This is a genomic window from Amycolatopsis rhabdoformis (assembly GCF_035918295.1).
In the GTDB taxonomy this organism is placed as follows: domain Bacteria; phylum Actinomycetota; class Actinomycetes; order Mycobacteriales; family Pseudonocardiaceae; genus Amycolatopsis; species Amycolatopsis rhabdoformis.
Genome location: NZ_CP142149.1, coordinates 6,600,630 through 6,623,886 on the forward strand (window position 1 = coordinate 6,600,630; position 23,257 = coordinate 6,623,886).

The following is a 23,257-nucleotide window of genomic DNA, read 5'->3' on the forward strand; positions in this document are numbered from 1 at the left end:
GTCAAGCCCGCGACCCACCTTCGTCGCGGGCTTTTCGGGTCGAACTTCTTCTCCCTGACGATCATCTGCGCCAGCATGATCATCGCCCCAGTCCCCTTTCGGAAGGTCGACCTCTATGCGCACCTTCAAACGGCTCGGTGCGGTGCTCGGCGCCACCGTGCTGGCGCTGGTGATCCCGGCTGCCGCGGCGTACGCCGATCCCCCGCACAACCTCCCCCAGAACGCCGGTGGCTACGACCAGTCGTTCTCGCCGGCGTACGACTACGACGGCGACGGCTGCTACGCCACGCCCGCCATCGGTCCGGACGGCACGCTCGCTCCCGGCCTCAACACCACCGGCGCGGTGAACGGCAGCTGCCGCGACCAGTCCGACCTCGACAACTCCCAGACCTACTCCCGGTCGAAGTGCAACAACGGCTGGTGCGCAGTGGTCTATGCCAGTTACTTCGAGAAGGACCAGGCCGTGGCCGGCAGCGGTCTCGGCGGCCACCGGCACGACTGGGAGCACGTGATCTCCTGGATCAACCAGGCGAGCAACCAGGTCGAGTTCGTGACCACCACGCAGCACAGCAGCCAGGTCACCTACCCGCGCTCGCAGGTGCGGTTCGACGGCTCGCACCCGAAGGTCGTGTACCACAAGGACGGCCTGGGCACGCACTTCTTCCGCCTGGCCAACAACAACGACGAGCCGCCGGAGAACCACTACCACAACTGGCGCTACCCGCCGCTGGTCGGCTACGACGGCTACCCGTCCACCGCCCTGCGCGACAAGCTGATGTCGGCCGACTTCGGCGCCGCCACGATCAAGATCAACGACGCGCGCTTCAACGACCTGCTGGCGGCCTCGCTGCCGTCCGGCATCCCGTTCGACCCGCGTGGCTGAGGTCTGAGCGTTTCCGCTGACGACGGGTGTCATCCTCTCCTCGGGGGTGGCACCCGTTTTCGGTGTCCGGAGCGATCTGCGTCACGACTTCCCGCCCCGACTATGCACAGTCATACATTCTGATGCATAATCATACCCATGTCCAAGGTGCTCACTTCCCTTCCCGTCGGCGAGCGGGTCGGCATCGCGTTCTCCGGTGGCCTCGACACGTCCGTTGCGGTCGCGTGGATGCGTGACAAAGGCGCGGTGCCCTGCACCTACACCGCCGACATCGGCCAGTACGACGAGCCCGACATCGAGTCGGTGCCCGGGCGCGCGACCACGTACGGCGCCGAGCTCGGCCGCCTGGTCGACTGCAAGGAAGCGCTGGTCGAGGAGGGCCTCGCGGCCCTGACCTGCGGCGCGTTCCACATCCGCTCGGGCGGGCGCAGCTACTTCAACACCACGCCGCTCGGCCGCGCGGTCACCGGCACGCTGCTGGTGCGCGCGATGCTCGAAGACGACGTGCAGATCTGGGGCGACGGCTCCACCTACAAGGGCAACGACATCGAGCGGTTCTACCGCTACGGCCTGCTGGCCAACCCCGCCCTGCGCATCTACAAGCCGTGGCTCGACGCCGACTTCGTGACCGAGCTCGGCGGCCGCAAGGAGATGTCCGAGTGGCTGGTGGCCCACGGGCTGCCCTACCGCGACAGCACCGAGAAGGCCTACTCGACCGACGCCAACATCTGGGGCGCCACCCACGAGGCCAAGTCGCTGGAGCACCTCGACACCGGGATCGAGATCGTCGAGCCGATCATGGGCGTGCGGTTCTGGGACGCGTCCGTGGAGATCGAGCCCGAGGACGTGACCATCGGTTTCGAGCTCGGCCGGCCGGTGTCGATCAACGGCAAGCAGTTCGCGACGTCCGTGGACCTGGTGCTCGAGGCCAACGCCATCGGCGGCCGCCACGGGCTCGGCATGTCCGACCAGATCGAGAACCGCATCATCGAGGCCAAGAGCCGCGGCATCTACGAGGCCCCCGGCATGGCCCTGCTGCACGCGGCGTACGAGCGGCTCGTGAACGCGGTGCACAACGAGGACACCGTGGCGAGCTACCACAACGAAGGCCGCCGCCTGGGCCGGCTCATGTACGAGGGCCGCTGGCTCGACCCGCAGGCCATGATGCTGCGCGAGTCGCTGCAGCGCTGGGTCGGCACGGCCATCACCGGCGAGGTCACCCTGCGCCTGCGGCGCGGCGAGGACTACTCGATCCTCGACACGTCCGGCCCGGCCTTCAGCTACCACCCGGACAAGCTGTCGATGGAACGCACCGAGGACAGCGCGTTCGGCCCGGTCGACCGCATCGGCCAGCTGACCATGCGGAACCTGGACATCGCGGATTCGCGCGCGAAGCTGGAGCAGTACGCGGGGCTCGGGATGGTGGGCAACACCAACGCCCACCCGGCGCTGATCGGTGCCGCGCAGGCCGCTTCGACCGGCCTGATCGGGGCGATGCCGGAGGGTGGCGCGCAGGCGATCGCTTCGCGGGGTCGCACCGACGACGTCGAACTGCTGGACAGCGCGGCGATGGAGTCGGGAACTGACTGAGTTCGGAGTTTCGCTTTGACCGGGGTCCCGGCTGCCACCGCAGCCGGGACCCCCGTCGTTCAACGGGACCGCACCTCGGCGCTTCGGCGGCCGCGGCCATCGCGGGGAACGCGATGAGCAGCGCGACAGCCACCAGCAGCCCGCCGGCCCAAAACGGCCCGAGGTTCCCCGCCGCGGTGCCGAGCGTGGCCGCGGCGATGAGGGGCCCCGCGGCGGCACCGACGTTGAGGGCCGCGGTCGCGTACGAGCCGGCCATGGTGGGCGCTCCCGCGGCCTCGTAGAGGACCCTCGTGATCAGCGTGCTGCCCAGCGCGAACGACAGCGCACCCAGCGCGAACACGAGGATGAGCAGAGCGACCGGCTCGTCGGCCAACAGCGCCAGGGCCGGCCAGCCGACGAGCAGCAACGGGCCACCGACCGCGAGGACCGCGCCGGGACGCCGGTCTGACAGCCGCCCGGCCACGGTGACACCGACGAAAGAACCGGCACCGAAGAGCACCAGGACCACGGAGATCCACCACTCGGCCAGGCCCGCGGTCCCGGTCACCACGGGAGCCAGGAAGGTGCAGCTCGCGAACGTCGCCGCGTTCACCAACGCGCCGAGCAGCAGCACCACGACCAACCGCGGCCGGACGAGCTGCGCGAGCTCCGCACGCAACGGCGGCCCGCCGATCGGCTCGGCGTTCACCCGTCCCGCCGGGACTCCTTTCACGATGCCGAGCGCCGCGGGCAGGCACAGCGCGGCGACGGCCCAGAAGGGGGCCCGCCAGCCGAACACCGTCGCGATGGCCGCCCCACCGGGGACACCGACGATCGTGGCCATCGTCGTGCCCGACAGCAGCACGGCCAGCGAACGACCCTTCTTGTCCGGCGAGACCAGCGTGGCGGCCGCCGTGAGAGCGACGGCGAGGAACCCGGCGTTGGCGAGCGCGGCGACCACCCGAGTGGCGAACAGGACAGGAAAGCTCGTGGTGCTCGCGCCCACGACGTGAGCGGCGGCGAAAGCCAGGACGAACCCCAGCAGGGTGGTACGCCTGGGCCAGGTGCGGGCGAGCGCGGCCACCAGAGGGGCGCCCACGACCATGCCGACCGCGAAGGCCGAGGTGAGCCCGCCCGCGGTCGCGACGGTGACGCCGAGATCCGAGGCGACGTCCGGCAGCAGGCCGGCGAGCATGAACTCCGAGGTGCCCATGGCGAAGACCGCCAGGGCAAGCAGATACAGGGAAAGAGGCATCGAAGACTCCGAGGTGAGAGAAGCACGAGAAGGTCAACTCGTCACCGCGGCCGGCCCCGCGCGCACGCTCGCCCCACCGCGGAACGCGGTGCGACGACAGCGCTACGAACTCAAGGGTTCAGGGGGCTGACGGCGTGACCGAAAGCCCCCACCTCGTCCGCCTCAGGACTCGACATGGCCCGCACGCTACCCGACCGACGCTCCTCGCGGCAGCTCGGTTTCCGCGCCCTCGGAACAGATTACCTGGAAGTCCACAGTAGACAGCCCTAGAACGTGGGCGGCGTGATCAACCAAACCGCCTTCAACGGCTCCCCTTCCCCGACATGCCAACGATGCGGCACCGTGGAATCCAGGTAGATCGCGTCGCCCGCTTCAAGGCGGACTTCGTCCTCCCCGACCCAGAAGATCATCACGCCCGCCAGCACGATGCCGCATTCCTCGCCGACGTGTGAGTGCGGGTGGCCGCCGCTGGTGGCGCCCACCGGGGCTTCGACCCAGACGACTTCCATCTGGTGCTGCAGGTCGGGGCTGAGCAGTTCGTTCATGATCCCCGAGCCCGGGTACATGATGCGTTTGCGTTGCCCGCTCTTGGAAACCGAGTACCGCAGCGGGTTCGCCGGCGGGGCCTCGTTGCTGAACAGCTCGCCGACGGTGTGGCCCAGCACGTCGGCCAGGCGCTTCAACGCTTCGAGCGACGGGTTGGCCCGCCCGCGCTCCACCTGGCTGATGTAGCCGACGGAGAGCCCGACCGCCTCGGACACCTCCGTGAGCGTCGTGCGGCTCTCGTGGCGCCATTCGCGCAGCTTCGAGCCGATGTGCACGCCCTCCGAGGTGCTGCGCGGCTCGTCGGACTGCTCGGGGGGTGAGGCCATGTGTCGCTCCTGCGCGGGCGGGGTCGGGGGGATCGCGGTCCAGACCTTCGAGGGTCGGGGAACCAAGAGAACCACTGTACAAGTTTTACCGTGAGTTCAACCAGTAAAACAGCAGCACGACTTTTCAAGATCAAAAACAGCCGAAGTGTCGATTTCGCAACGGCCGTTGCATCCGGCGTGAACTGGGGTTATGGCACTGAGCAGCGTAAAGATCCAGAGCCTGAGCCTTGACACTCGACTGAGTTGACAGTAAAAATCTGCACTCACAGTGCGCCTCCAGCGGATCTGGTCCCCGCCGCCGCCGGCGTCGTCGTCTCGAATCATCCGAACCAATGACGCGGAGGAATGATGATGGCTTTCCCCGGGCGGCAGCGACGTCCGCGCAAACTCGCACTGGTGGCCGCCGTCGCGGTGGCCGCCGCGGTGCTCACGGCGTGCGGCTCGAGCGGATCGGCCGGCGGTGACAGCATCAAGATCGGCGTGCAGTTCGGCCTCACCGGCGCCGACGCCGCCTTCGACGCGGTCTACCAGGACTCCGCCAAGCTCGCCTTCGCCGACCTGACCAAGAACGGCGTGAACGGCCACTCCGTGGAGCTGCTCTACGCCGACGACGCGAGCGACCCGGCCACCGCGGTCACGGTGGCGCGCAAGTACATCACGCAGGACAAGGTCTCCGTGCTCTACGGCCCCGCGTTCACGCCCACCGCGCTCTCCACCATGCAGGTCGCGAGCAGCACGAAAACCCCGTTCTACACACCGGGCAGCATCAACCCGCAGCTGACCAAACCGCTCAACAAGTACACCTTCGCCCCGGCGTTCTCCTCCGACGACGTCGCCGTCGGCATCGCGAAGCTCGTGCACTCCATGGGTGCCAAGAAGGTCGGCATGATGGTGGAGAGCGACGCGTACGGCGACGCCGCGCTGTCCGGCGCCAAGGCCGCGCTCTCGCAGTACGGCCTCACGGTGGACGCGACGGAGAAGATCGCCGCCAACGCCACCGACGCCACCAGCCAGGTGCAGGGTCTCAAGGACGCCGGCGTCGACGCCGTGCTGCTCGGCATCACCGCGCCGCCGATGGCCGCCGTCATCAACGCCGAGATCCACCAGGCGACCTACCTGCCGCTGGTCACGTTCGCCGGCTCCAACACCTCACTCGACCAGCTCGCGAAATCCGACCCGAAGGTGCGCTACTACGCGCTGACCCCGCTCGCCTGCCCCGTCGGCGACCCCTGCACGGCCGACTTCATGAAGGCGTGGAAGGCCGAGCACCCGAACGACGCGCCGATCGTGTGGACCGTGCAGGCCTACGCGGCGGCCAAGGCCTTCATCGCCGGCCTGCGCAACGCCAAGGACACCACGCCCGAAGGCCTGATCACCGGCCTGGAGACCATGCAACCGTTCAAGACGCCCGAGCTGCCGTGCCCCATCGCGTTCTCCACGACCTCGCACAAGGGCAACTCCTGCACCAACTTCTACGGCATCGCCGGCGGCAAGGTCTCGTTCTTCGGCAACGACACCACGCAGAACCAGCTCACCGCCAACTGACCCGGCTTTGTGAGGACTGACCGATGGTCACCACCGCCACTTTCGGCACCGGAATCGTCAACGGATTCGCTCTAGCTCTCGTCTCTCTCGGCTTCACGCTCGTCTACCGCGCCACCGGCGTGGTGAACTTCGCCAACGGCAGCCAGATGGTGCTCGGCGGCTACGTCGCGTGGGAACTCGGCTCGCACGGGTTCCCCGCGTGGGTGGTCCTGCTCGGCGCGGTCGTCGCGGGTGTCGCGTCCGGGGTGGTCGTGGACCAGCTCGCGTTGCGCCCGCTTCGCGGCGCGAGCCTGCTCGCCCAGATCATCGTGCTCATCGCCGTGACGGAGGTGGCGAGCGCGCTGTTCCTCTCGTCGTTCGGCGCCGAGGCCAAGACCATGACGCCGTACGCGGGCCGCTCGCCGATCGTGCCGGGCCTCGGCTGGTCGGCGATGGACGTGGTGCTCATGGTGGTGAGCCTCGTGCTCGTCGCCGGGCTCACGCTGGTGCTGCGCGGCACGTCGGCCGGGCTGCGGATGCGGCTGGTCGCGAGCAACCGCCTCGGCGCCACCGTGGTCGGGGTGAACCCGGCGCGGGTCTCCACGCTGGCGTGGTGTGTGGGCGGTGGACTCGCGGCCCTGAGCGGCGCGCTGATCTTCCCGACCTACCTGCTCTCCCCCGACCTCGGTCAGCAGTACACGTTCGACAGCTTCGCCGCGGTGGTGCTCGGCGGGTTCGGCAGCCTGCCGGGCGCCGCCGTCGGCGGGGTGCTGATCGGGGTGGTGCAGGCGGTCGTGTCGGGCGCGATCGGGGCGAGTTACAGCGCCTTCGTGTCGCTCGGCGTGATGCTCGTGATCCTGCTGACCCGCCCCACCGGACTGTTCGGAGCGCGCGCATGACCACGGTGACCGTCCCCCGCCGCGTGCGGGCCGCCGTCCGCGATTCCGCGCTGCCGGTGGAGAAGTGGCTCGGCCGGGTGCGGGTTTCCACTCCCAGCACCATCACCTCGCCCGCCGGCGAGAAGCGCTACCTCGGTTCACTGTGGACGACCGCCGGGGTGGTTCTGGTGGCCGTGCTCGTGGCCGTCTGGGCCGATGTCGGCGGCGCGTACATCCAGACCGTGGTGGGCCTGTTCGCCGCGTACCTGGTGTCCGCGCTCGGCTACACGGTCGTGCTCGGGCAGGCCGGGCAGTTCGCCTTCTGCCAGAACGCGTTCATGGCGCTCGGCGCCTACGGCTACGCGGTCTCCGAGCCGCGGTTCGGGCCGGTGGGCGGGCTGATCGTGGGGGCCGTGGCGGCCACCGTGGCCGGCACGATCATCGGCGTCGCCATCATCCGCACCCGCGACCTCTACCTGGCGCTGCTCACGCTCGCGTTCTCCCAGGCCGCGCTGCTCGCCATCCAGCTGTGGCCACCGACCCAGGGCGACAACGGCATTCTCGTCGACCTCGGCGGCGACCAGGCCTACCTCGTGGCCGTGGTGTTCGCGGCGGTCGCGCTGATCGTGGTGCAGCGCATGACCCGCTCGAAGATCGGCCGCGCGTTCGCGCTCGTGCGCACCGACGAGAAGGCCGCCGCGACGATGGGCGTGAACGTGCCGCTGACCCGCATGCTGGCGTTCGCGTTCAGCAGCCTGCTCGGCGGCCTCGGCGGGGTGCTGCTGGGCGCGGTGCTCACGTTCATCACACCGACGAACTTCACGCTCGAGCTCACCCTGCTGCTGCTCACGATGATCGTGATCGGCGGTGTCGGCAGCGTCTGGGGCACGGTCACCGGGGTGCTGATCATGGTGGTGGTGCAGCAGTTCCTGCCCAGCAGCGGAAGTTTCGGCAATTACCTCAACGCCGCGCTGCTGTTCGTGATCCTCGTGCTGCGCCCGGGCGGGCTGCGGTCGCTGGTGAACCTGCGGTCCTCGGGAGGCGCTCGTGGCTGACGCGATCCTCGACCTCGATTCCGTGCTCGTGCGCTTCGGCGGACTGGTCGCGGTGTCCGAAGTGAGCTTCTCCGTGGCGCGCGGTTCGGTCACCGGCCTGGTCGGGCCCAACGGCGCCGGCAAGACCACCCTGTTCAACGCGATCAGCGGCCTGGTCCCGGTGACCGGCGGCTCGATCACGCTGAAGACCACCCGCGGCGCGGCGGACCTCACCCGCGTGGGTGCGTGGCGGCGCGCCGGGCTCGGCATCGGCCGCACGTTCCAGGACTCGCGGCTCGTGGCCGGCCTGCCGGTGCTCGACCAGCTGGCCACCGGTGCGTTCGCCGGGCCCAGCCGGTTCCTCGGCGCGGTGCTGCGCGGCCGCGGTTTCCTCGCCGACGAAAAGCGACTTGTCGACCGCGCGTACGAAGTACTGGCGCAGCTCAAGATCGAGCACCAGGCCGCGGTGAACGTCGACCTGCTCTCGGCGCCCGAACGCCGGCTCGTGGACCTCGGCCGCGCGTTGATGAGCCGGCCCGAGCTGCTGCTGCTCGACGAGATCAGCGCCGGGATGCCGGTGGAGGACAAGGAAATGGTGGCCGACCGCGTGCTCGACTACGTGCACTCGGCCGGCGCCACGGTGATCTTCGTGGAGCACGACATGGGCTTCGTCCGGCGCGTGGCCGACCGCACTGTGGTGCTGGCCGAAGGCGAGATCCTCGCCGACGGCGACCCCGAAGAAGTGCTGCGGCGGCCCGACGTACTCGCCGCGTACATCGGTCCCGGAGCCGAAGGAGCACTGCGATGACGTTCTCCGTGCACGGGATCCACGCCGGTTACGGGCGCATCCCGGTGGTGCACGACCTCGGTTTCGAGGTCGCCGCCGGCGGATACCTCGGCATCGTCGGCGCCAACGGCGCGGGCAAGAGCACCCTGCTCAAAGCCCTGGCCGGCGTCGTCACACCCCACGCAGGCACCATCCGGCTCGGCGACGAGGACTTCACCGGGGTGCCGGCCTGGGACCGGGCCCGCCGTGGCCTGGCGTTCGTGCCCGAGTCGCGCGAGCTCTTCGGTGAGCTCACGGTGGAAGAGCACCTGCACGCCGGGTGCCTGCGCGTGCGTGGCCGAGCGAAGCGCGCGGAACGGATCGAGTTCGCCTACGAGCTCTTCCCCGTGCTGCGCGACCTGCGGCGCCGGGCGGCCGGGCGGCTTTCCGGTGGCCAGCAACAGTCCCTGGCCGTCGCGCGGGCCGTCGTGTCGCAGCCGAGGGTGCTGTTGCTCGACGAACCTTCACTCGGCCTGTCCCCGATCGCGGTCAGCGGGCTCGTCGAATCGCTGACCCGGCTCGCGCGCACCGCCGACCTGGCCGTGGTGATCGCCGAGCAGAGCCTCACCGTCGTGCGGGAGCTGTGCGACGACGTGCTGGTGCTCAACCTCGGCCGCGAGGTCGAGCGAGGTCCGGCCGCCGCCGTGCTCACCCGCACGGTGATCGAAAACGCGTTCCTGTGAAAACTCCCCCGGAGGTGTGCGACAGGTGACAACCAGCAAGATCTCCTCGATCGACGTCATCCCGTTCCGGATCCCACTGAAACACGAGGTGAAGTTCGCGACGGGCCGGCTCACCCACGCCGAGCACCTGCTCGTGCGCGTGCGCACGGCCGACGGGGTGGTGGGCCTGGCCGAGGCCATCCCGCGGCCGATGATCTACGGCGAGACCACCGTGTCGATCGCGCACGTGATCGACACCATGATCGCGCCCGCCGCGCAGTCGCTCGACCTGCTCGGCACCGAAGAGCTGGGCCACCGGCTGCGCCACCTCGCCGGCAACCCGACCGCGCGCGGTGCCGTGGAGCTGGCGATGTTCGACGCGCTCGGCAAAACGCTCGGCGTGCCGTGCCACGAGCTGCTCGGCGGTTACGCGCCGCAGGCCCGCGTGACGGCGATCCTCGGCGCGGGCACGATCGACGAGGTCGTGGCCGAGACCGCGGCACTGCGCGCCGACCACGGCATCACCAGCTACAAGGTCAAGGTGGGCCTCGATCTCGACCGCGACGTGCGGCTGATGGCCACACTGCGCGAAGAGCACCCCGACGCGCTGATCTACGTGGACGCCAACCACGGTTACTCGGCGGCCGACGCGATGACCTTCCTGGAGTCCACAAAGGACCATCGGCTCGCGTGGATCGAAGAGCCGTGCCCGGCCGAAGACGTGCTCGGGCGCGCCGACGTGGTCGCCAAATCGACCGTGCCGGTGCTCGGCGACGAGAGCTGCACGACCCCGCGGGAAGTCGCGACCGAGGTGCTCGCCCGGCGGTGCACGATGATCAGCATCAAGCTGGCGCGCACCGGAATCCGCGCGTCGACGCGGATCCGCGAGTTCTGCGCGGCCGTGGGTGCGCAGGCGATCGTGGGCAGCCAGGGTGACTCGGCCATCGGCACCTACACCAGCGCCGCGTTCGCCGCCGCGAACCCCGTCACGGCGCAGCACCCGGCGGAGCTCGCGTACCTGCTCAACCTCGACGGCGACCTCGTGACCACTCCGCCCGAGATCCGCGACGGCGTGCTGCGGATTCCTGCCGAACCCGGTTTCGGGTTCGACATCGACGAAGCCGCGCTCGCGCGGTTCCGGACCGACCGGCCCGGGGAAAGGAGCTGACCCGCGTGTTCCGTTACGACCAGGCAAGGCAGGTGCTCACCGTGGGGGCGGGCACGATCGCGACGGTGCCCGGCGAGCTCACCGCGCTCTCGGCCCGTTCGGTGTGCCTCGTGGGCAGCCCGCGCTCGCTCGCGTCGGCCGCGGGCCGGGCGACGCGGGAAGCGTTGCAGGGCTTCGAAGTCCGCCACGAGTTCGGCAAGATCGCGCCGCACGCGCCGATCACCGACACCGAGGCGATGGCCCGGCAGCTGCGCGACGACCCGCCCGACGCCCTCGTGGCCGTGGGCGGCGGCAGCGTGAGCGACACGGCGAAAGCGCTTTCCATCCTGCTGTCCGAAGGGTTTCCGCTCGAAGCCAAGTGCAGCACGTTCACCCCGCCCGACGTGCTGCGGCACGTGCAGCTCGACCAGCCGAAGATCCCCGTGGTCACCATCCCCACCACGTTGTCGGGCGCGGAGGTGACGCCGGGCGGCGGCGCCACCGACGCCCGCGGGATCAAACGCGTGTTCTGGGACCAGAAAGTGGCGTCCCGCGTGGTCGTGTACGACCCGGAGCTGTTCACCGACGTCCCGGCCGAGCTGCTGCTGACCACCGGCATGAACGGTCTCGCGCACTGCGCCGAGGCGCTCTACTCGAAGTCGGCTTCGCCGTTCACGGACGCGCTGGCGGCCGAAGGCGCCCGCCGGTTCGCCACCACGTTGCCGAGCATCGGCGGCGCCACCGGACCGCTGCCCGTCGACCTGCTCGAAGACGCGCTCACCGCGGCGGCCATCGGCGGTCTCGTGATCAGCAACGCGCGCGTCGGCCTGCACCACGCCGTGTGCCACGTGCTCGGGGCCGCCTACGGCGTGCCGCACGGGGTCGCGAACTCCGTGATGCTGCCGTACGTCCTGGAGTACAACCACGATCACACCGAGGCGAAGCAGGCGATTCTCGCTCGGGCACTCGGCGACGGCCTCGGCGAAACCGGGAGCGCGGCCGTGCTGGCGGCGCTCGTTCAGCGGCGTTCGGGTGTGCCGCGGACGTTGGCGGACACCGGCCTAGCCGAATCGGATCTACCGCGGGTGGCCGAGGAAGTCATGCAGGACCGCGGTTTGTTCTTCAACCCCAAGCGAGTGCCTGACGCCGACGCGGTGCTCGGCGTGCTGCGCCACGCGTGGTCGGGCACCGTGACCGGAGCCGCGTGATGGCGGAGCCCTCGCTGGTCGACCGCATCACCTCGCCGCGCAGTGTGGTCGTGGTGGGCGCGTCGGCCGACCCGGCCAAACCCGCGGGCCGGCCGCTGGCCTACCTGAGCCGCTACGGGTTCGCGGGTGAGGTGTTCGTGGTGAACCCGCGCCACGCCGTCGTCGGCGGCTACCCCGCGGTGCCGAGCGTGCTCGACCTCCCGGTCGACGCGGCCGAGGCCGCCATCGTGAACCTGCCCGCCGACCAGGTGCCCGGCGCGCTCTACGACCTCGACAGCCGCGGTGTGCGGGTGGCGGTGGTGATCGGCAGCGGGTTCGAACGGCCGGACAGCGCACCACGTCAGGAGCTCAACCGGTTCCTCGCCTCGCCGGATCGCCGGCTGCGCGTGATCGGGCCCAACTGCGTCGGCACGATGAGCGTGGTTTCCGGGGCACACCTGAACTTCTCGAGTGTGCTCGGCCGCGGGCCGGCACGCGCGGGTTCGGTCGCGATGATCACGCAGAGCGGCGCGAGCGGCAACGGCCTGCTCATGTCGATCCTGCGCCGCGGCGGCGGCATCGCGCACTGGTTCAGCACCGGCGACGAGTTCGACGTCGGTGCGCTCGAACTGCTCGTCGGCGTGCTGGCTCGCGACGACGTGCGCACGGTCGGGCTGTTCCTCGAAGCCATCACCGATCTCGAGTGGCTGCCGGCCGCGACCGAGGCCATCGCGCGCACCGGCAAACGCGTGTTCCTGGTCAAGATCGCCGACAGCGACCTCGGCCAGCTCGCCGCCGGCGGGCACACCGGGCGCGTGGTGGGGTCGAGCGACATCTCGCACGCGGTGCTGCGGCAAGCCGGGTTCGTGCGGGTGCCGGGCATCGCGGAGCTGGCCGACTGCCTGGTCACCGCGCAGATCGTCGGCGAGCTGCCGGCGCGGCCGCGGATCACGGCCGCGTCGGTGTCCGGTGCGGGCGCGGTGGTGCTGGCCGACCGCGTGCAGCAGGCACCGGCGTTGTCGCTGCCGGCGTTGAACGCGGCGACCCGGGACCGGCTGCGGACGGTGCTGGCCGATCGCGTGGAGTTGCACAACCCGATGGACGTGCCGTTCCTCGGGGAGACCGAGACGTTCGCGCGGACGGTGGCGACGCTGTCCGAAGCGCCGGAGTCGGACGTGGTGGTGGCCGTCGAGTCGAGCCTCGCCCACGACCGGGACGTGCTCGCCGACGTACTCACCGCGCGGCCGGCCACCGCGAGCCCGGTGGTGCTGAGCCACCTCAGCGAAGACGACCCGATCCCGGAAGCCCTGCTCGCGCGCCTCGCCGCGGCGCGCGTGGCCGTGGTGCCGACCCCGGAACGCGCGGTGCAGGCGCTGAGCCTGCTGGCCGGCGACCCGGGACCGGCGGCCGCCGAACCGGCCGACGAGCCCGTGGCCCACCTCGGGTTGACGGAGGTCGCCGCGCTGGTGCCCGCGGATTTCCCGTGGGCGCCCTGGGTTTCCGCGCCCGACCTGGAGGCTGCCGAGCAGGCGGCCCGGCAGTGGGGCTACCCCGTGGCGGTGAAGGCGGCCGGGCAGACGATCGCGCACCGGTCCGAACTCGGCGCCGTCGCGGTGGTGCGTGACGAGGCCGGCTTGGCCGAGGCGTACGAGCGCGTCGCGAAGGTCTGCGCCGAACACGGCGACGAGGTCGTGGTGCAGCAGGGCGTCGGCGCGGGGCAGGAAGTGCTGGTGGCGGTGGTGCGCGACCCGGAGTACGGCCTGTCCGCCGTGTTGCGCCCGGGCGGGGTCAACGCCGAACTGCTCGACGACCAGGTCGTGCTCTGGCACGGCTGGTCGCCCGAGCAACGCCTCGCCACGCTGCGGGAATCCCGGCTCGGCGTGCTGCTGTCGGGTTACCGCGGCCAGGCCGCCGGTGACGTCGGCGCACTCAACACCGCCATCACCACCTTGTTCACGGCACTCGCGGACCAGCCGGTGTCGTTCGTCGAGCTCAACCCCGTGGTCGTGCTGGCCGACGGGATCCGCGCGATCGACGCGCTGGGGCGAAAGTGAAAGGACGGAAATGACCGCGCAAGACAGGTTGCAGCACTACCAGGAGTCCCTCGGCAACATCCCGCCCGCCATCTCGACGATGTTCGCGATGGACGAGGGCTTCGCCGGTGACTACACCGACATCCGCGAGCGGATCTACACCGACCACGCCGACGGCCTCACGTTGGCGATGAAAGAGCTGCTGCTGGTCATGTTCGACCTCGCGGTGAGCAACGCCGGCGGCGCGATCAACCACCTGCGCGCGGCCAAGCGGGCCGGGCTCACCGCCGAGCAGCTGCGCGAGTCGCTGCAGATCGCGTTCCTCGTGCTCGGTGTGTCGGGCTGGGGCAAGGTCGGCTACAAGCTGTGGGCGGCCTGGGAGAACGACTTCGAGGAAGAGGGGACGAGCACCAATGGCCACCACGCGTCTTGAGTTCAGCACCGAGATCACCGACGAGATGCTGTCGGAGGCCTCGGCACTCGAAGGCCAGGAGATCCGCGTCGAGCCGTGGAACAACGAGGCCACGCTCGACACCATCCGCCACTACGCCTGGGGCCTCGGCGATCCCAACCCGCTGTTCCACGACGAGCAGTACGCGGCGGCGAGCGCCCACGGAGACGTGATCGCCCCGCCGACGTTCCTCTACTCCAGCTACGACGGCGCCATCGGCCTCGGATTCCCCGGGGTGCAGCCGATCTACGCCGGCACGGAGTGGGTGTTCCACGAGACGATCCACCGCGGCGACCGGATCCTGCCGAAGGCCCGGCTGGGCAAGGTGACCGTCCACAGTGGCCGCCACTCGTCGCGCTTCGCCATCCAGCGCGTGCACACCGAGTACCGGCGCGAAAGCGACGGTGTGCTGCTGGCCGAGGCGCTGGCCAGCACGTTCCGCGTGCCGCGCGCGTCGGCTTCGGGCGGCTTGTCGTACCAGGCCCGCGACCGGCACGCGTACCGCGACGAGGAGCTGGAGGAGATCCGCCGCTGGGCGACCACGGAGGTCCGCCAGGGCGCGACGCCGCGCAACCCGGCTGACGTGCGGGTCGGCGACGTCGTGCCCGAGGTCGTGAAGGGCCCGATCGACCAGATCACGATGACCGCGTACTACGCCGGCTGTATCGGCTCGCCCGGTTACAAGGCGGCCGAGCTCTCGTGGCTTTACCGCACGTGGGCCGTCGAATCGCCGGAACTGCTGCCGAACAACTACGACCCCACGTACTTCAGCGAACGCGTGCTGCCCAGTCTCGGGCACCAGGACCCGGAGGTGGCCAAGGAGATCGGCATGCCCGGCGCGTACAACAACGGCCCGCAGAAGTGCGGCTGGATGGCGCACCCGGTGCTGAACTGGATGGGTGACGCCGGTTCTCTGCGCGAGCTCTCCGTGCGCCTGCGCCGCCCGGACATCTTCGGCGACACCGTGTGGTGCGGTGGCACGGTGACCGAGGTCCGCGACAACGGCGAGGTGCTGATCGCGTTGTCCGCGCGCAACCAGCTCGGCGAGCAGACCGCCGAGGGCAGTGCGCTGGTGCGCTTGAGTTGATTCGTACCGAGCTGAGTTGAGCCGCACGGCGGGCGGCGCGAGGGTTTTCGCGCCGCCCGCCGGTGCATCAGGCTTCGGGGTGCATCGACCACAACTCGGGAAACGGCACCTCGATCGCCGTGCGCGCGAGCCAGTCGAGGCCGCTCGCGCCGTAGTAGCCGGGCCGGTGGCCGAACGACCGGCGTGTGGCCACGAGGTGCAGGTGCTTGTACTCGGCGTAGCCTTCCGCGACCTTCATCAGGGCCTCGCCGCAGAACCGCAGGTCCACCAGCTCGTCGTCGCCACCGTAGAACACCGCGGTCCACGCGCGCGCCACTTCGGGGTGGGAATCGTGTTCCTCTTGCGGATCACGGTTCAGCACCGAGTCCGGAATGGACAGTCCGCGTCGGCTCAGCAGCGCCAGCGCGTCGTCGTACAGGCTGGGTTCCCGCAGTGTGGTCAGCAGCGCCGAGTGCTCGTCGGGCATCGACGCCACCGGGTCGGCCAGCGCGTGCGGCCGGATGCCGAGCAGGAACACCACCTCGCGGTACTTCCACGACTGCAACGACGAGGACTTGCCGTGCACGGAACCGAGTCCGGTTTTGATCGGCAGGAAATCGCCGACGGTCATCCACTCCAGCGACTTCCACGACGCGTTCACGCCGGCGAAGTGGTCCGCCGCGCGGCGCAGGGCCGCAGCCGCCGCCGGCGTCTCGCCCGCTCGCAGGTGCTGCGCCGCGAACCGCAGCTCCGTGGCGATCAAGCCGAAGTACAGCTCCTGCACCTGGCACACCACCAGAAACGACCGCTCGCCCTCGAGGTCGGTCACCGGCTGCTGCAGCGTGTGCAGCACGTCGGCTTTCAGGTACGAGTTGTACGCCGTCATCCGGCCTGCTCGGGCAGGGACAGGAACCGCGCGGCGTTGCCGCCGAGCAGCAGGGCGCGGTCGGCGTCGGAGAGGAACTGCGCCTTGTGCACGACCTGGCCCACCGGCCGTTCGCCGAGCGGGTACGGGTAGTCGCTGCCGAGCAGGATGTTCTCGACACCGAGCACGTCGACCAGCAGCCGCAGCGCCGACGGGTCGAACACCACGCTGTCCACCGAGAACCGGCCGACGTAGCTCGACGGCGGCTTGGCCGAGCCGCCGAGTACGTCGTTGCGCTGGTGCCAGGCGTTTTCCAGGCGCCCGAGCCAGAAGGCGAACGAGCCGCCGCCGTGGGCGAAGCAGATCTTCAGCGTTTCGGGTACCTGGTCGAACACGCCGCCGAGGATCATCGCGAGCAGCGACAGGTGCGTTTCGGCGGGCATGCCCGTGATCCACTGCGCCATCCAGCGGTTGAGCCGCGGTGAGCTCGCCATGTCCCAGGGGTGCACGAACACCGGCACCCCGGTGTCGGCGCAGTGCCGCAGGAACATCACGATCCCGGCGTCGTCGAGGTCGCGGTCGCCCACGTGGTTGCCGATCTCGACGCCGCGGTGCCCGTTGGCCACGCAGCGGTCGAGCTCGGCGCACGCCAGCTCCGGGTCTTGCAACGGAACCTGGCAGAACGGCAGCAACCGCCCACCGGCCGGCTCGCAGATCTCCAGCGCGAGGTCGTTGAACACCTTCGTGATGCGCACGGCCTCCGCAGGCGTGCGGTCGTAGGAGAAGAACACCGGGGTCGGCGACACGACCTGGATGTCCACCTGGTCCTCGCCCATGTCCCCCAGCCGCACGCCGGCGTCCCAGCAGTCGGCGAGGATGCGGCGGAACTCGCGCGAGCCGACCATGATGGTCGCCTCACGCTCGTTTTCCACGCGCAGCCACGGCAGGCCCTCACCCAGCTCGGGCCAGCCGCGGGGCACGTAGTGGGTGTGGACGTCGATGACCTGGCTCATCAGGCGGACCTTCCGGGGTGCACCGTGCCGCACTTGGCGCACTTGCGCACCGACTCGTCGCGGTAGAACTGCTCGAACACCGGTGGCAAGTCCTCGACGATGTCCCGCACCTGCAGCTCGACCTCGTGCACGAGGGCTTCGCAGTTGAGGCAGTACCACTGGAACTTCTCGAGCGTACCTTCTTCACGGACCCGTTCGATGACAACACCGATCGAGCCGGCCTCGGGCCGCTGCGGCGAATGCGGCGTGTTTCCCGGCAGAAGCCACATATCGCCTTCGCGCACGTGCACGGTCTGCTGACCTTCGTCGGTCATCACGTTGACGTGCATGTTGCCTTTGACCTGGTAGAACCATTCCTCGTACGGGTCGACGTGGAAATCGGTGCGCTGGTTGGGCCCACCCACCACCTGAACGATGAAATCGCCGGTGCGCTCCCACATCTGCTTGTTGTTGACCGGCGGCTTGAGCAGGTGCTCGTGTTCCTTGACCCACGCGGCGAAGTTGAAAACGGGGTTGATGTCGGACATGTCAGTTTCCTCCGTGGGATTCGCTCGGCACGTGGGCGACGGCCTGGATCTCGATGAGCAGGTGGGGGTGCGGCAGCTGGTGCACGGCGACAGTGGTGCGGGCCGGGCCGGTTTCGTCGAAGTAGCGGCCGTAGACCTCGTTGTAGCCGCCGAAGTCGTTCATGTTCACGAGGTAGCTGGTGACCTGCACGACGTCGGCGAGACTCCCGCCGACGGAGGCGAGGATGTCGGCGATGTTGTCGAGCACGGCAGCGGTCTGCACGCGGATGTCGAGCGTGGTGGTGCCGAACTCGTCGGCCTCGGCACCCGCGAAGGTGTTGTCCGGCAGGCGGCTGCTGGTGCCGGAGACGAACACGAGGTCACCGGCGCGTTTCACGTGCGGGAAGCGGCCGCGGGGTTTCGCCTTGTCCGCCAGCGTTTTGGCTTCGGTCATCAGTTTTCCTCCCGAGCTTTCACAGAGAACCGGGCCCGGCCGAGACCCGACACGGTGGCGCTCACCTGGGTGCCGGGTTCGAAGGCGACCGCCGGTGTGGCCGCGCCCGCGAGCAGCACCGTGCCCGCGGTGAGCGGCAGACCGTGGCGTTGCGCCATGCGGACGGCGGCCGGGATCGCGCGCAGCGGATCACCGAGGATCGCGGCGGTGGAGCCCGAGGCCACGAGACGACCGTCCACTTCGAACAGCACGCCGCGGTTGTCGAGGCCGGCGTCCAGGGCACGCCACGGACCGAGCACGAACGCGGCGGCCGAGGTGTTGTCGGCGACCACGTCGGCGAGCGAGAACTTGAAGTCGCGGTAGCGCGAGTCGATGATCTCGATCGCGGGCGCCACGGCGTCGATCAGGTCCGGGCCGGGCACTTCGCCCGGCTCGACGGCGCGGCTGAGCCGGAAGGCGACCTCGGGTTCGGCTCGCGGGTGGATGAGCCGGGAGAGGTCGAGCTCGTCGCCGTCGGCGAGGACCATGCCCGAGGTGAGGCGGCCGATGATCACGTCGGCCACGCCCATCTGCGCGGCCTTCGCTTTGCTGGTGAAGCCGAGCTTGACGCCGATCGAGCGTTCGCCGCGCGCGAGGCGGAGGTCGACCAGTTGCCGCTGCACGGCGTAGGCGTCGTCGAGCGAGAGCCCGGCGGGCAGCTGGGCGCACGGGGTGCGGGTGGTGGCGGCTTCGTCGAGCCGTGCCGCGAAGTCGTCGCTCACGCCGGGGCCCCCTCTCGGGCGGCCAGCAGGTCGAGGGCGACGTCGACGAGCATGTCCTCCTGGCCGCCGACCAGCCCGCGCTTTCCGGCTTCCAGCAGGATCGCGCGCACGTCGAGGTCGTAGCGGCCGGCGACGCGTTCGGCGTGGAGCAAGAAGCTGGAGTAGACGCCGGCGTAGCCCAGGGTGAGCGTCTCGCGGTCCACGCGCACCGGCCGGATCTGCAGTGGCCGCACGAGGTCCTCGGCCGCGTCCTGCAGTCCGAACAGGTCACAGCCGTGGTCCCAGCCGAGCAGGTCGGCGACGGCGATGAACGCTTCGATCGGCGTGTTCCCGGCACCCGCGCCCTGGCCGGCCAGCGACGCGTCGACCCGGTAGGCGCCGTGCTCCACCGCGGTCACGCTGTTGGCCACCGACAGCGACAGGTTCTCGTGCGCGTGGATCCCGATCTGCGTGCCCGGGTCGAGCACCGCGCGGTAGGCGTCGACGCGGGCGGCCACGTCGGTCATGGTCAGCCGGCCACCGGAATCCGTGACGTACACGCAGTGCGCGCCCGCGTCTTCCATGATCTTCGCCTGCGTCGCCAGGCCATCGGGCGAGTTCAGGTGGCTCAGCATCAGGAACCCGGCCACGTCCATGCCGTTGTCCCGAGCCCAGCCGATGTGCTGGATCGCGATGTCGGCCTCGGTGCAGTGCGTGGCGATGCGAACGCTGGCGACGCCGAGGTCGCGCGCCGCGCGCAGGTCGTCGATCGTGCCGACGCCGGGCAGCAGCAGCGTGGTGAGCTTGGCGTTCTGCACGACTTCGGCCGCGGCGGCGATCCAAGCGGTGTCGGTGGCCGCGCCGTGGCCGTAGTTCACGCTGGAGCCGGCCAGGCCGTCGCCGTGCGCCACCTCGATCGCGGCCACTCCGGACGCGTCGAGCGCGGCGGCGATGGAGCGCACCTGCCCGACGGTGTAGCGGTGGCCGATGGCGTGCATGCCGTCCCGCAGCGTCACGTCCTGCACGTAGAGCTTGCCGGTCATCGAAGGGCTCCTTCCGCGGCGACCTGCACGAGCCGTTCCGCGGTCCGCAGGGCGGCCGAGGTCATGATGTCGAGGTTCCCGGCGTACTCCGGCAGGTAGTGCCCGGCGCCCGAGACCTCCAGGAACACCGACACCTTCACGCCGCGGAACGCGCGTCCGAGGGCCGGCAGGAACGGCTCGTCGACGCGGTCGAACTGCACCTGCTGCTTGAGCCGGTAGCCCGGCACGTAGTCCTGCACGCGCGCCACCATGGTCTCCACGGACGCGCTCACCGCGCTCTCGTCCACTTCGGACGATCCGGCGTCCTCGACGAGGCAGAACACCGTGTCCCGCATGGTGATCGGCGGATCGGCCGGGTTGAGCACGATGATCGCCTTGCCCCGCGCGGCTCCGCCGACCGTTTCCAGGGCCCGCGCGGTCGTCTCGGTGAACTCGTCGATGTTGGCCCGCGTGCCGGGCCCGGCCGAGCGCGACGCGATGGACGCCACGATCTCCGCGTACGCCACCGGAACCACCGAGGAAACCGCGGCCACGATCGGTGTGGTGGCCTGGCCGCCGCAGGTGACCATGTTGACGTTGGGCGCATCGAGGTGCGCTTCGAGGTTCACCGTCGGCACCACGTACGGCCCGATTGCGGCCGGCGTGAGGTCCACGAGCTGCTTGCCGTGCGCGCTCAGGACCTCGTTGTTGTGCCGGTGCGCGCCGGCCGAGGTCGCGTCGAACACGAGCCGGATGTCGGCGAACTCGGGCAGGGCGACGAGGCCGGCCACGCCGTCGGACGTGGTCGCCACGCCGAGCCGCTTCGCCCGCGCGAGACCGTCGGACGCCGGGTCGATGCCCACCATCGCGGCGACTTCGAGCTCACTCGAAAGCCGTTTGACCTTGAACATCAAGTCGGTGCCGATGTTGCCCGACCCGATGATCGCCACCGGGGTGCTCATGCGCGCTTCCCTTCGTCGGGCCCGGCGGTGAACCCCACGCGGACCTCTCCGATGTCTTCGAACCGGGCCAGGTAGGTCCCCGGCGCGGTCACCCCCACCATGGGTCCCCACGCACCCGCGAGCACGACCTCGCCCGCGCGCAACGGCTCGCCGCGCCCGGCCACCTCCCGGGCCAGCCACGTGACGGCGACCGCCGGCGAACCGAGACAGGCCGCGCCGACACCGGTCGAGATCGGCTCACCGCCGTGTTCCAGCACCATGCCGAGCGAAGCCAGGTCCACTTCGGACGGTTTCACCGGCCGCGTGCCGAGCACCACCGCGCCGCTGGACGCGTTGTCGGCCACCGTGTCCGTGATCCGGATGTCCCAGCCGGCCACGCGCGAGTCGACGATCTCGATGGCCGGCAGCAGGAAGTCCGTGGCCCGCAGCACGTCGACCACCGTCGCGCGCTCCGGCAGGTCGGCGCCGAGCACGAAGGCGACCTCGCCTTCCACGCGCGGCTGGCAGAACCGGCCGAGGGGCAGCTCGGCGCGGTCGCCGAACACCATGTCGTCGAGCAGCACGCCGAAATCGGGCCGGTCGACGCCGAGCTGACGCTGCACCGCCTCCGACGTGAGCCCGATCTTGCGGCCGACCACCCGCGCACCGTTCGCGACCTTGGCCGCGATGATCCGGCGCTGCACCTCATACGCGGCGTCGATCGCGTCCTCGCCGAGGAACTCCCGCACCGGCTGCACGGGCTCGCGGTCGCGCTCGGCCCGTTGCAGGCGGGCGACTGCGGTGTCGATCGCCGCGGCGACGCGGGCGTTCACAGGGCCACGCAGACGTTGGTCGGCTCGGTGTAGAAGTGCAGCGAGTGCACACCGCCCTCGCGGCCGATGCCGGAGAGCCCGGAGCCGCCGAACGGTGAGCGCAGATCACGCAGGTACCACGTGTTGACCCACGACATGCCCACGCGCATTGCGCCCGCCACGCGGTGGCCGCGTTCGAGGTCGGTGGTCCACACGGCGGCGGCGAGGCCGTAGTCGCTGTCGTTGGCCAGGCGGATCGCCTCGTCCTCGGTGTCGAACGGCACGAGCGCCGCGACCGGCCCAAAGATCTCCTCGCGCAGCACGCGGTTCGTGTTGTCCAGGCCGGTCCACAGCGCCGGGCGCACCCAGGCGCCGCCGGCGAGCTCTTCACCCAGCTCGGGCACGCCGCCGGCGGTGAGGAGCTTCCCGCCTTCCTGCTCGGCGAGCTCGTAGTAGGAGAGCACCTTTTCGCGGTGCTGCCGGGAAATCAGCGGGCCGGTGGTGGTGGCCGGGTCGTCGGGGCGGCCGAAGCGCAGGGCCTCGGCGCGCTCGGCGAGCCCGGCGGCGACCTCGTCGAACACGCCGCGCTGCACGTAGATGCGCTCGGTGCACAGGCAGATCTGGCCGGTGTTGGTGAACGTGGAGCGACCCAGGCCGTCGACGGTCCGGGTCAGGTCGGCGTCGTCGAACACCACGGCCGCGTTCTTGCCGCCGAGCTCGAACGACACCGGCAGCACGCGCGGCGCCACGGCCTGCATGATGGCCGAGCCGGTGCGGGATTCGCCGGTGAAGGTCACGCCGTCGATGCCCGGGTGGCTCGTGAGGAACTCGCCGGCCGAGCCGGGGCCGAAGCCGTGGATCACGTTGAACGCGCCGTCGGGCGCGCCGGCCTCGGTGATGATCTCGGCCAGCAGCGTGGCGCTCGACGGCGTTTCCTCCGACGGCTTCACCACCACGGCGTTGCCCGCGGCCAGCGCCGGCGCGACCTTCCAGGTGAGCAGCAGCAGGGGCAGGTTCCACGGCACGATCACCGCGACCACACCGAGCGGGCGGCGCAGCGCGTAGTTCAGTGCGCGTCCGGACGGCCCTTCGGTGAGGAACGAGTCGAGCCCGGCCGAGGCGATCGTGTCGGCGGCGGCGCGGAAGTTGGCGGCGGCGCGCGACACGTCGAGGCGGCGGGCCAGGTCCAGCGGCTTTCCGGTGTCGGCGACCTCCGCGGCGAGCAGGTCGTCGAACCGCTCGTCGATGCGGTCGGCGATGCGCCGCAGCACCGTGACGCGGTCGGCGGCGGTGGTCCGGCCCCACGCCCCGTCGAGCGCGGCCCGGGCGGCGCGCACCGCGCGGTCGACCACGGCCTGGTCGGCTTCCTCGACCTGGGTGACGAGGGTCCCGTCGACGGGGCTGACCTTGTCGAACAGGTCACCACCGCTGTCGGTGAACCGCCCGTCCACGAAACTCTTGAGCACCGTCATGTCCGCCCTTCCCCGATCTGGTCTCCTCCCATGGTCGCGACCTCT

Annotated in this window: 22 protein-coding genes and 1 pseudogene; 12 read left to right on the forward strand and 11 right to left on the reverse strand. The window is 70.3% G+C overall.

What is annotated here, in order from left to right; translation table 11 throughout:
* The first annotated feature begins 115 nt into the window (after positions 1 to 115).
* Both VSH64_RS30215 and argG read left to right on the forward strand, forming a co-directional pair.
* Positions 116 to 883 (forward strand): NPP1 family protein, encoded by a 768-nt coding sequence (locus tag VSH64_RS30215; protein WP_326566139.1) that lies wholly within the window; start codon positions 116 to 118, stop codon positions 881 to 883.
* 138 nt (positions 884 to 1,021) lie between these two features.
* Positions 1,022 to 2,473, forward strand: a complete 1,452-nt coding sequence (gene argG, locus VSH64_RS30220; protein WP_326566140.1) for an argininosuccinate synthase — start codon at positions 1,022 to 1,024, stop codon at positions 2,471 to 2,473.
* Between the two features lie 73 nt (positions 2,474 to 2,546).
* Here argG and VSH64_RS30225 read toward each other — a convergent pair.
* Together VSH64_RS30225 and VSH64_RS30230 are read right to left on the reverse strand one after the other, a co-directional pair.
* A pseudogene (locus tag VSH64_RS30225) lies at positions 2,547 to 3,707 on the reverse strand (Cmx/CmrA family chloramphenicol efflux MFS transporter); the annotation flags it as partial.
* Positions 3,708 to 3,973: 266 nt separating this feature from the next.
* Entirely contained in the window at positions 3,974 to 4,579 is a 606-nt protein-coding gene (locus tag VSH64_RS30230; protein ID WP_326566141.1) for a helix-turn-helix domain-containing protein, read from the reverse strand.
* Between the two features lie 351 nt (positions 4,580 to 4,930).
* On the opposite strand from VSH64_RS30230, the gene VSH64_RS30235 reads away from it, so the two are divergent.
* The 10 genes from VSH64_RS30235 to VSH64_RS30280 are packed head-to-tail and all read left to right on the forward strand — an operon-like array spanning position 4,931 to position 15,408.
* A complete protein-coding gene (locus tag VSH64_RS30235; RefSeq protein ID WP_326566142.1) occupies positions 4,931 to 6,124 on the forward strand; it encodes an ABC transporter substrate-binding protein in 1,194 nt (397 codons plus the stop codon).
* Between the two features lie 23 nt (positions 6,125 to 6,147).
* Positions 6,148 to 7,002: a branched-chain amino acid ABC transporter permease gene (locus tag VSH64_RS30240; RefSeq protein WP_326566143.1), complete on the forward strand. Its 855-nt coding sequence runs from the start codon at positions 6,148 to 6,150 to the stop codon at positions 7,000 to 7,002.
* Entirely contained in the window at positions 6,999 to 8,036 is a 1,038-nt protein-coding gene (locus tag VSH64_RS30245) for a branched-chain amino acid ABC transporter permease (RefSeq protein WP_326566144.1), read from the forward strand. Before VSH64_RS30240 ends, VSH64_RS30245 begins: the two co-directional genes overlap by 4 nt.
* Positions 8,029 to 8,823, forward strand: a complete 795-nt coding sequence (locus tag VSH64_RS30250) for an ABC transporter ATP-binding protein (RefSeq protein ID WP_326566145.1) — start codon at positions 8,029 to 8,031, stop codon at positions 8,821 to 8,823. Before VSH64_RS30245 ends, VSH64_RS30250 begins: the two co-directional genes overlap by 8 nt.
* Positions 8,820 to 9,524 carry an ABC transporter ATP-binding protein gene (locus tag VSH64_RS30255; protein WP_326566146.1) on the forward strand — a complete coding sequence of 235 codons (705 nt, stop codon included), beginning with the start codon at positions 8,820 to 8,822 and terminating at the stop codon, positions 9,522 to 9,524. Before VSH64_RS30250 ends, VSH64_RS30255 begins: the two co-directional genes overlap by 4 nt.
* A 25-nt stretch (positions 9,525 to 9,549) precedes the next feature.
* Positions 9,550 to 10,671, forward strand: coding sequence for a mandelate racemase/muconate lactonizing enzyme family protein (locus VSH64_RS30260; protein WP_326566147.1), 1,122 nt, complete (start codon positions 9,550 to 9,552; stop codon positions 10,669 to 10,671).
* Positions 10,672 to 10,676: 5 nt separating this feature from the next.
* Entirely contained in the window at positions 10,677 to 11,858 is a 1,182-nt protein-coding gene (locus VSH64_RS30265) for an iron-containing alcohol dehydrogenase family protein (RefSeq protein WP_326566148.1), read from the forward strand.
* Entirely contained in the window at positions 11,858 to 13,891 is a 2,034-nt protein-coding gene (locus VSH64_RS30270) for an acetate--CoA ligase family protein (RefSeq protein ID WP_326566149.1), read from the forward strand. Before VSH64_RS30265 ends, VSH64_RS30270 begins: the two co-directional genes overlap by 1 nt.
* A gap of 10 nt (positions 13,892 to 13,901) precedes the next feature.
* A complete protein-coding gene (locus VSH64_RS30275; RefSeq protein WP_326566150.1) occupies positions 13,902 to 14,303 on the forward strand; it encodes a carboxymuconolactone decarboxylase family protein in 402 nt (133 codons plus the stop codon).
* On the forward strand, positions 14,284 to 15,408 hold the full coding sequence (locus tag VSH64_RS30280; RefSeq protein WP_326566151.1) for an FAS1-like dehydratase domain-containing protein: 1,125 nt from the start codon (positions 14,284 to 14,286) through the stop codon (positions 15,406 to 15,408). The genes VSH64_RS30275 and VSH64_RS30280 overlap by 20 nt, the downstream gene beginning before the upstream one ends.
* A gap of 67 nt (positions 15,409 to 15,475) precedes the next feature.
* On the opposite strand, the gene VSH64_RS30285 is transcribed toward VSH64_RS30280, so the two are convergent.
* From VSH64_RS30285 to VSH64_RS30325, 9 genes are read right to left on the reverse strand one after another with little or no spacing between them, the layout of a single operon-like run.
* The gene (locus VSH64_RS30285) at positions 15,476 to 16,273 is read right to left on the reverse strand and encodes a tryptophan 2,3-dioxygenase family protein (RefSeq protein WP_326566152.1); all 798 of its coding nucleotides are present in this window, start codon (positions 16,271 to 16,273) and stop codon (positions 15,476 to 15,478) included.
* Positions 16,270 to 17,265 (reverse strand): amidohydrolase family protein, encoded by a 996-nt coding sequence (locus VSH64_RS30290; RefSeq protein ID WP_326566153.1) that lies wholly within the window; start codon positions 17,263 to 17,265, stop codon positions 16,270 to 16,272. Before VSH64_RS30290 ends, VSH64_RS30285 begins: the two co-directional genes overlap by 4 nt.
* Positions 17,265 to 17,792 carry a 3-hydroxyanthranilate 3,4-dioxygenase gene (locus VSH64_RS30295; protein ID WP_326566154.1) on the reverse strand — a complete coding sequence of 176 codons (528 nt, stop codon included), beginning with the start codon at positions 17,790 to 17,792 and terminating at the stop codon, positions 17,265 to 17,267. Before VSH64_RS30295 ends, VSH64_RS30290 begins: the two co-directional genes overlap by 1 nt.
* Before the next feature lies 1 nt (position 17,793).
* Positions 17,794 to 18,225, reverse strand: a complete 432-nt coding sequence (locus tag VSH64_RS30300; protein WP_326566155.1) for a RidA family protein — start codon at positions 18,223 to 18,225, stop codon at positions 17,794 to 17,796.
* A complete protein-coding gene (locus VSH64_RS30305; RefSeq protein WP_326566156.1) occupies positions 18,225 to 18,986 on the reverse strand; it encodes a 2-keto-4-pentenoate hydratase in 762 nt (253 codons plus the stop codon). Before VSH64_RS30305 ends, VSH64_RS30300 begins: the two co-directional genes overlap by 1 nt.
* Positions 18,983 to 20,008 (reverse strand): 4-hydroxy-2-oxovalerate aldolase, encoded by a 1,026-nt coding sequence (gene dmpG, locus VSH64_RS30310; RefSeq protein WP_326566157.1) that lies wholly within the window; start codon positions 20,006 to 20,008, stop codon positions 18,983 to 18,985. The genes VSH64_RS30305 and dmpG overlap by 4 nt, the downstream gene beginning before the upstream one ends.
* Positions 20,005 to 20,949 (reverse strand): acetaldehyde dehydrogenase (acetylating), encoded by a 945-nt coding sequence (locus tag VSH64_RS30315; protein ID WP_326566158.1) that lies wholly within the window; start codon positions 20,947 to 20,949, stop codon positions 20,005 to 20,007. Before VSH64_RS30315 ends, dmpG begins: the two co-directional genes overlap by 4 nt.
* Entirely contained in the window at positions 20,946 to 21,761 is an 816-nt protein-coding gene (locus tag VSH64_RS30320; RefSeq protein ID WP_326566159.1) for a 2-keto-4-pentenoate hydratase, read from the reverse strand. Before VSH64_RS30320 ends, VSH64_RS30315 begins: the two co-directional genes overlap by 4 nt.
* Positions 21,758 to 23,212 carry a 2-hydroxymuconic semialdehyde dehydrogenase gene (locus VSH64_RS30325; protein WP_326566160.1) on the reverse strand — a complete coding sequence of 485 codons (1,455 nt, stop codon included), beginning with the start codon at positions 23,210 to 23,212 and terminating at the stop codon, positions 21,758 to 21,760. Before VSH64_RS30325 ends, VSH64_RS30320 begins: the two co-directional genes overlap by 4 nt.
* Between the last annotated feature and the right edge of the window lie 45 nt (positions 23,213 to 23,257).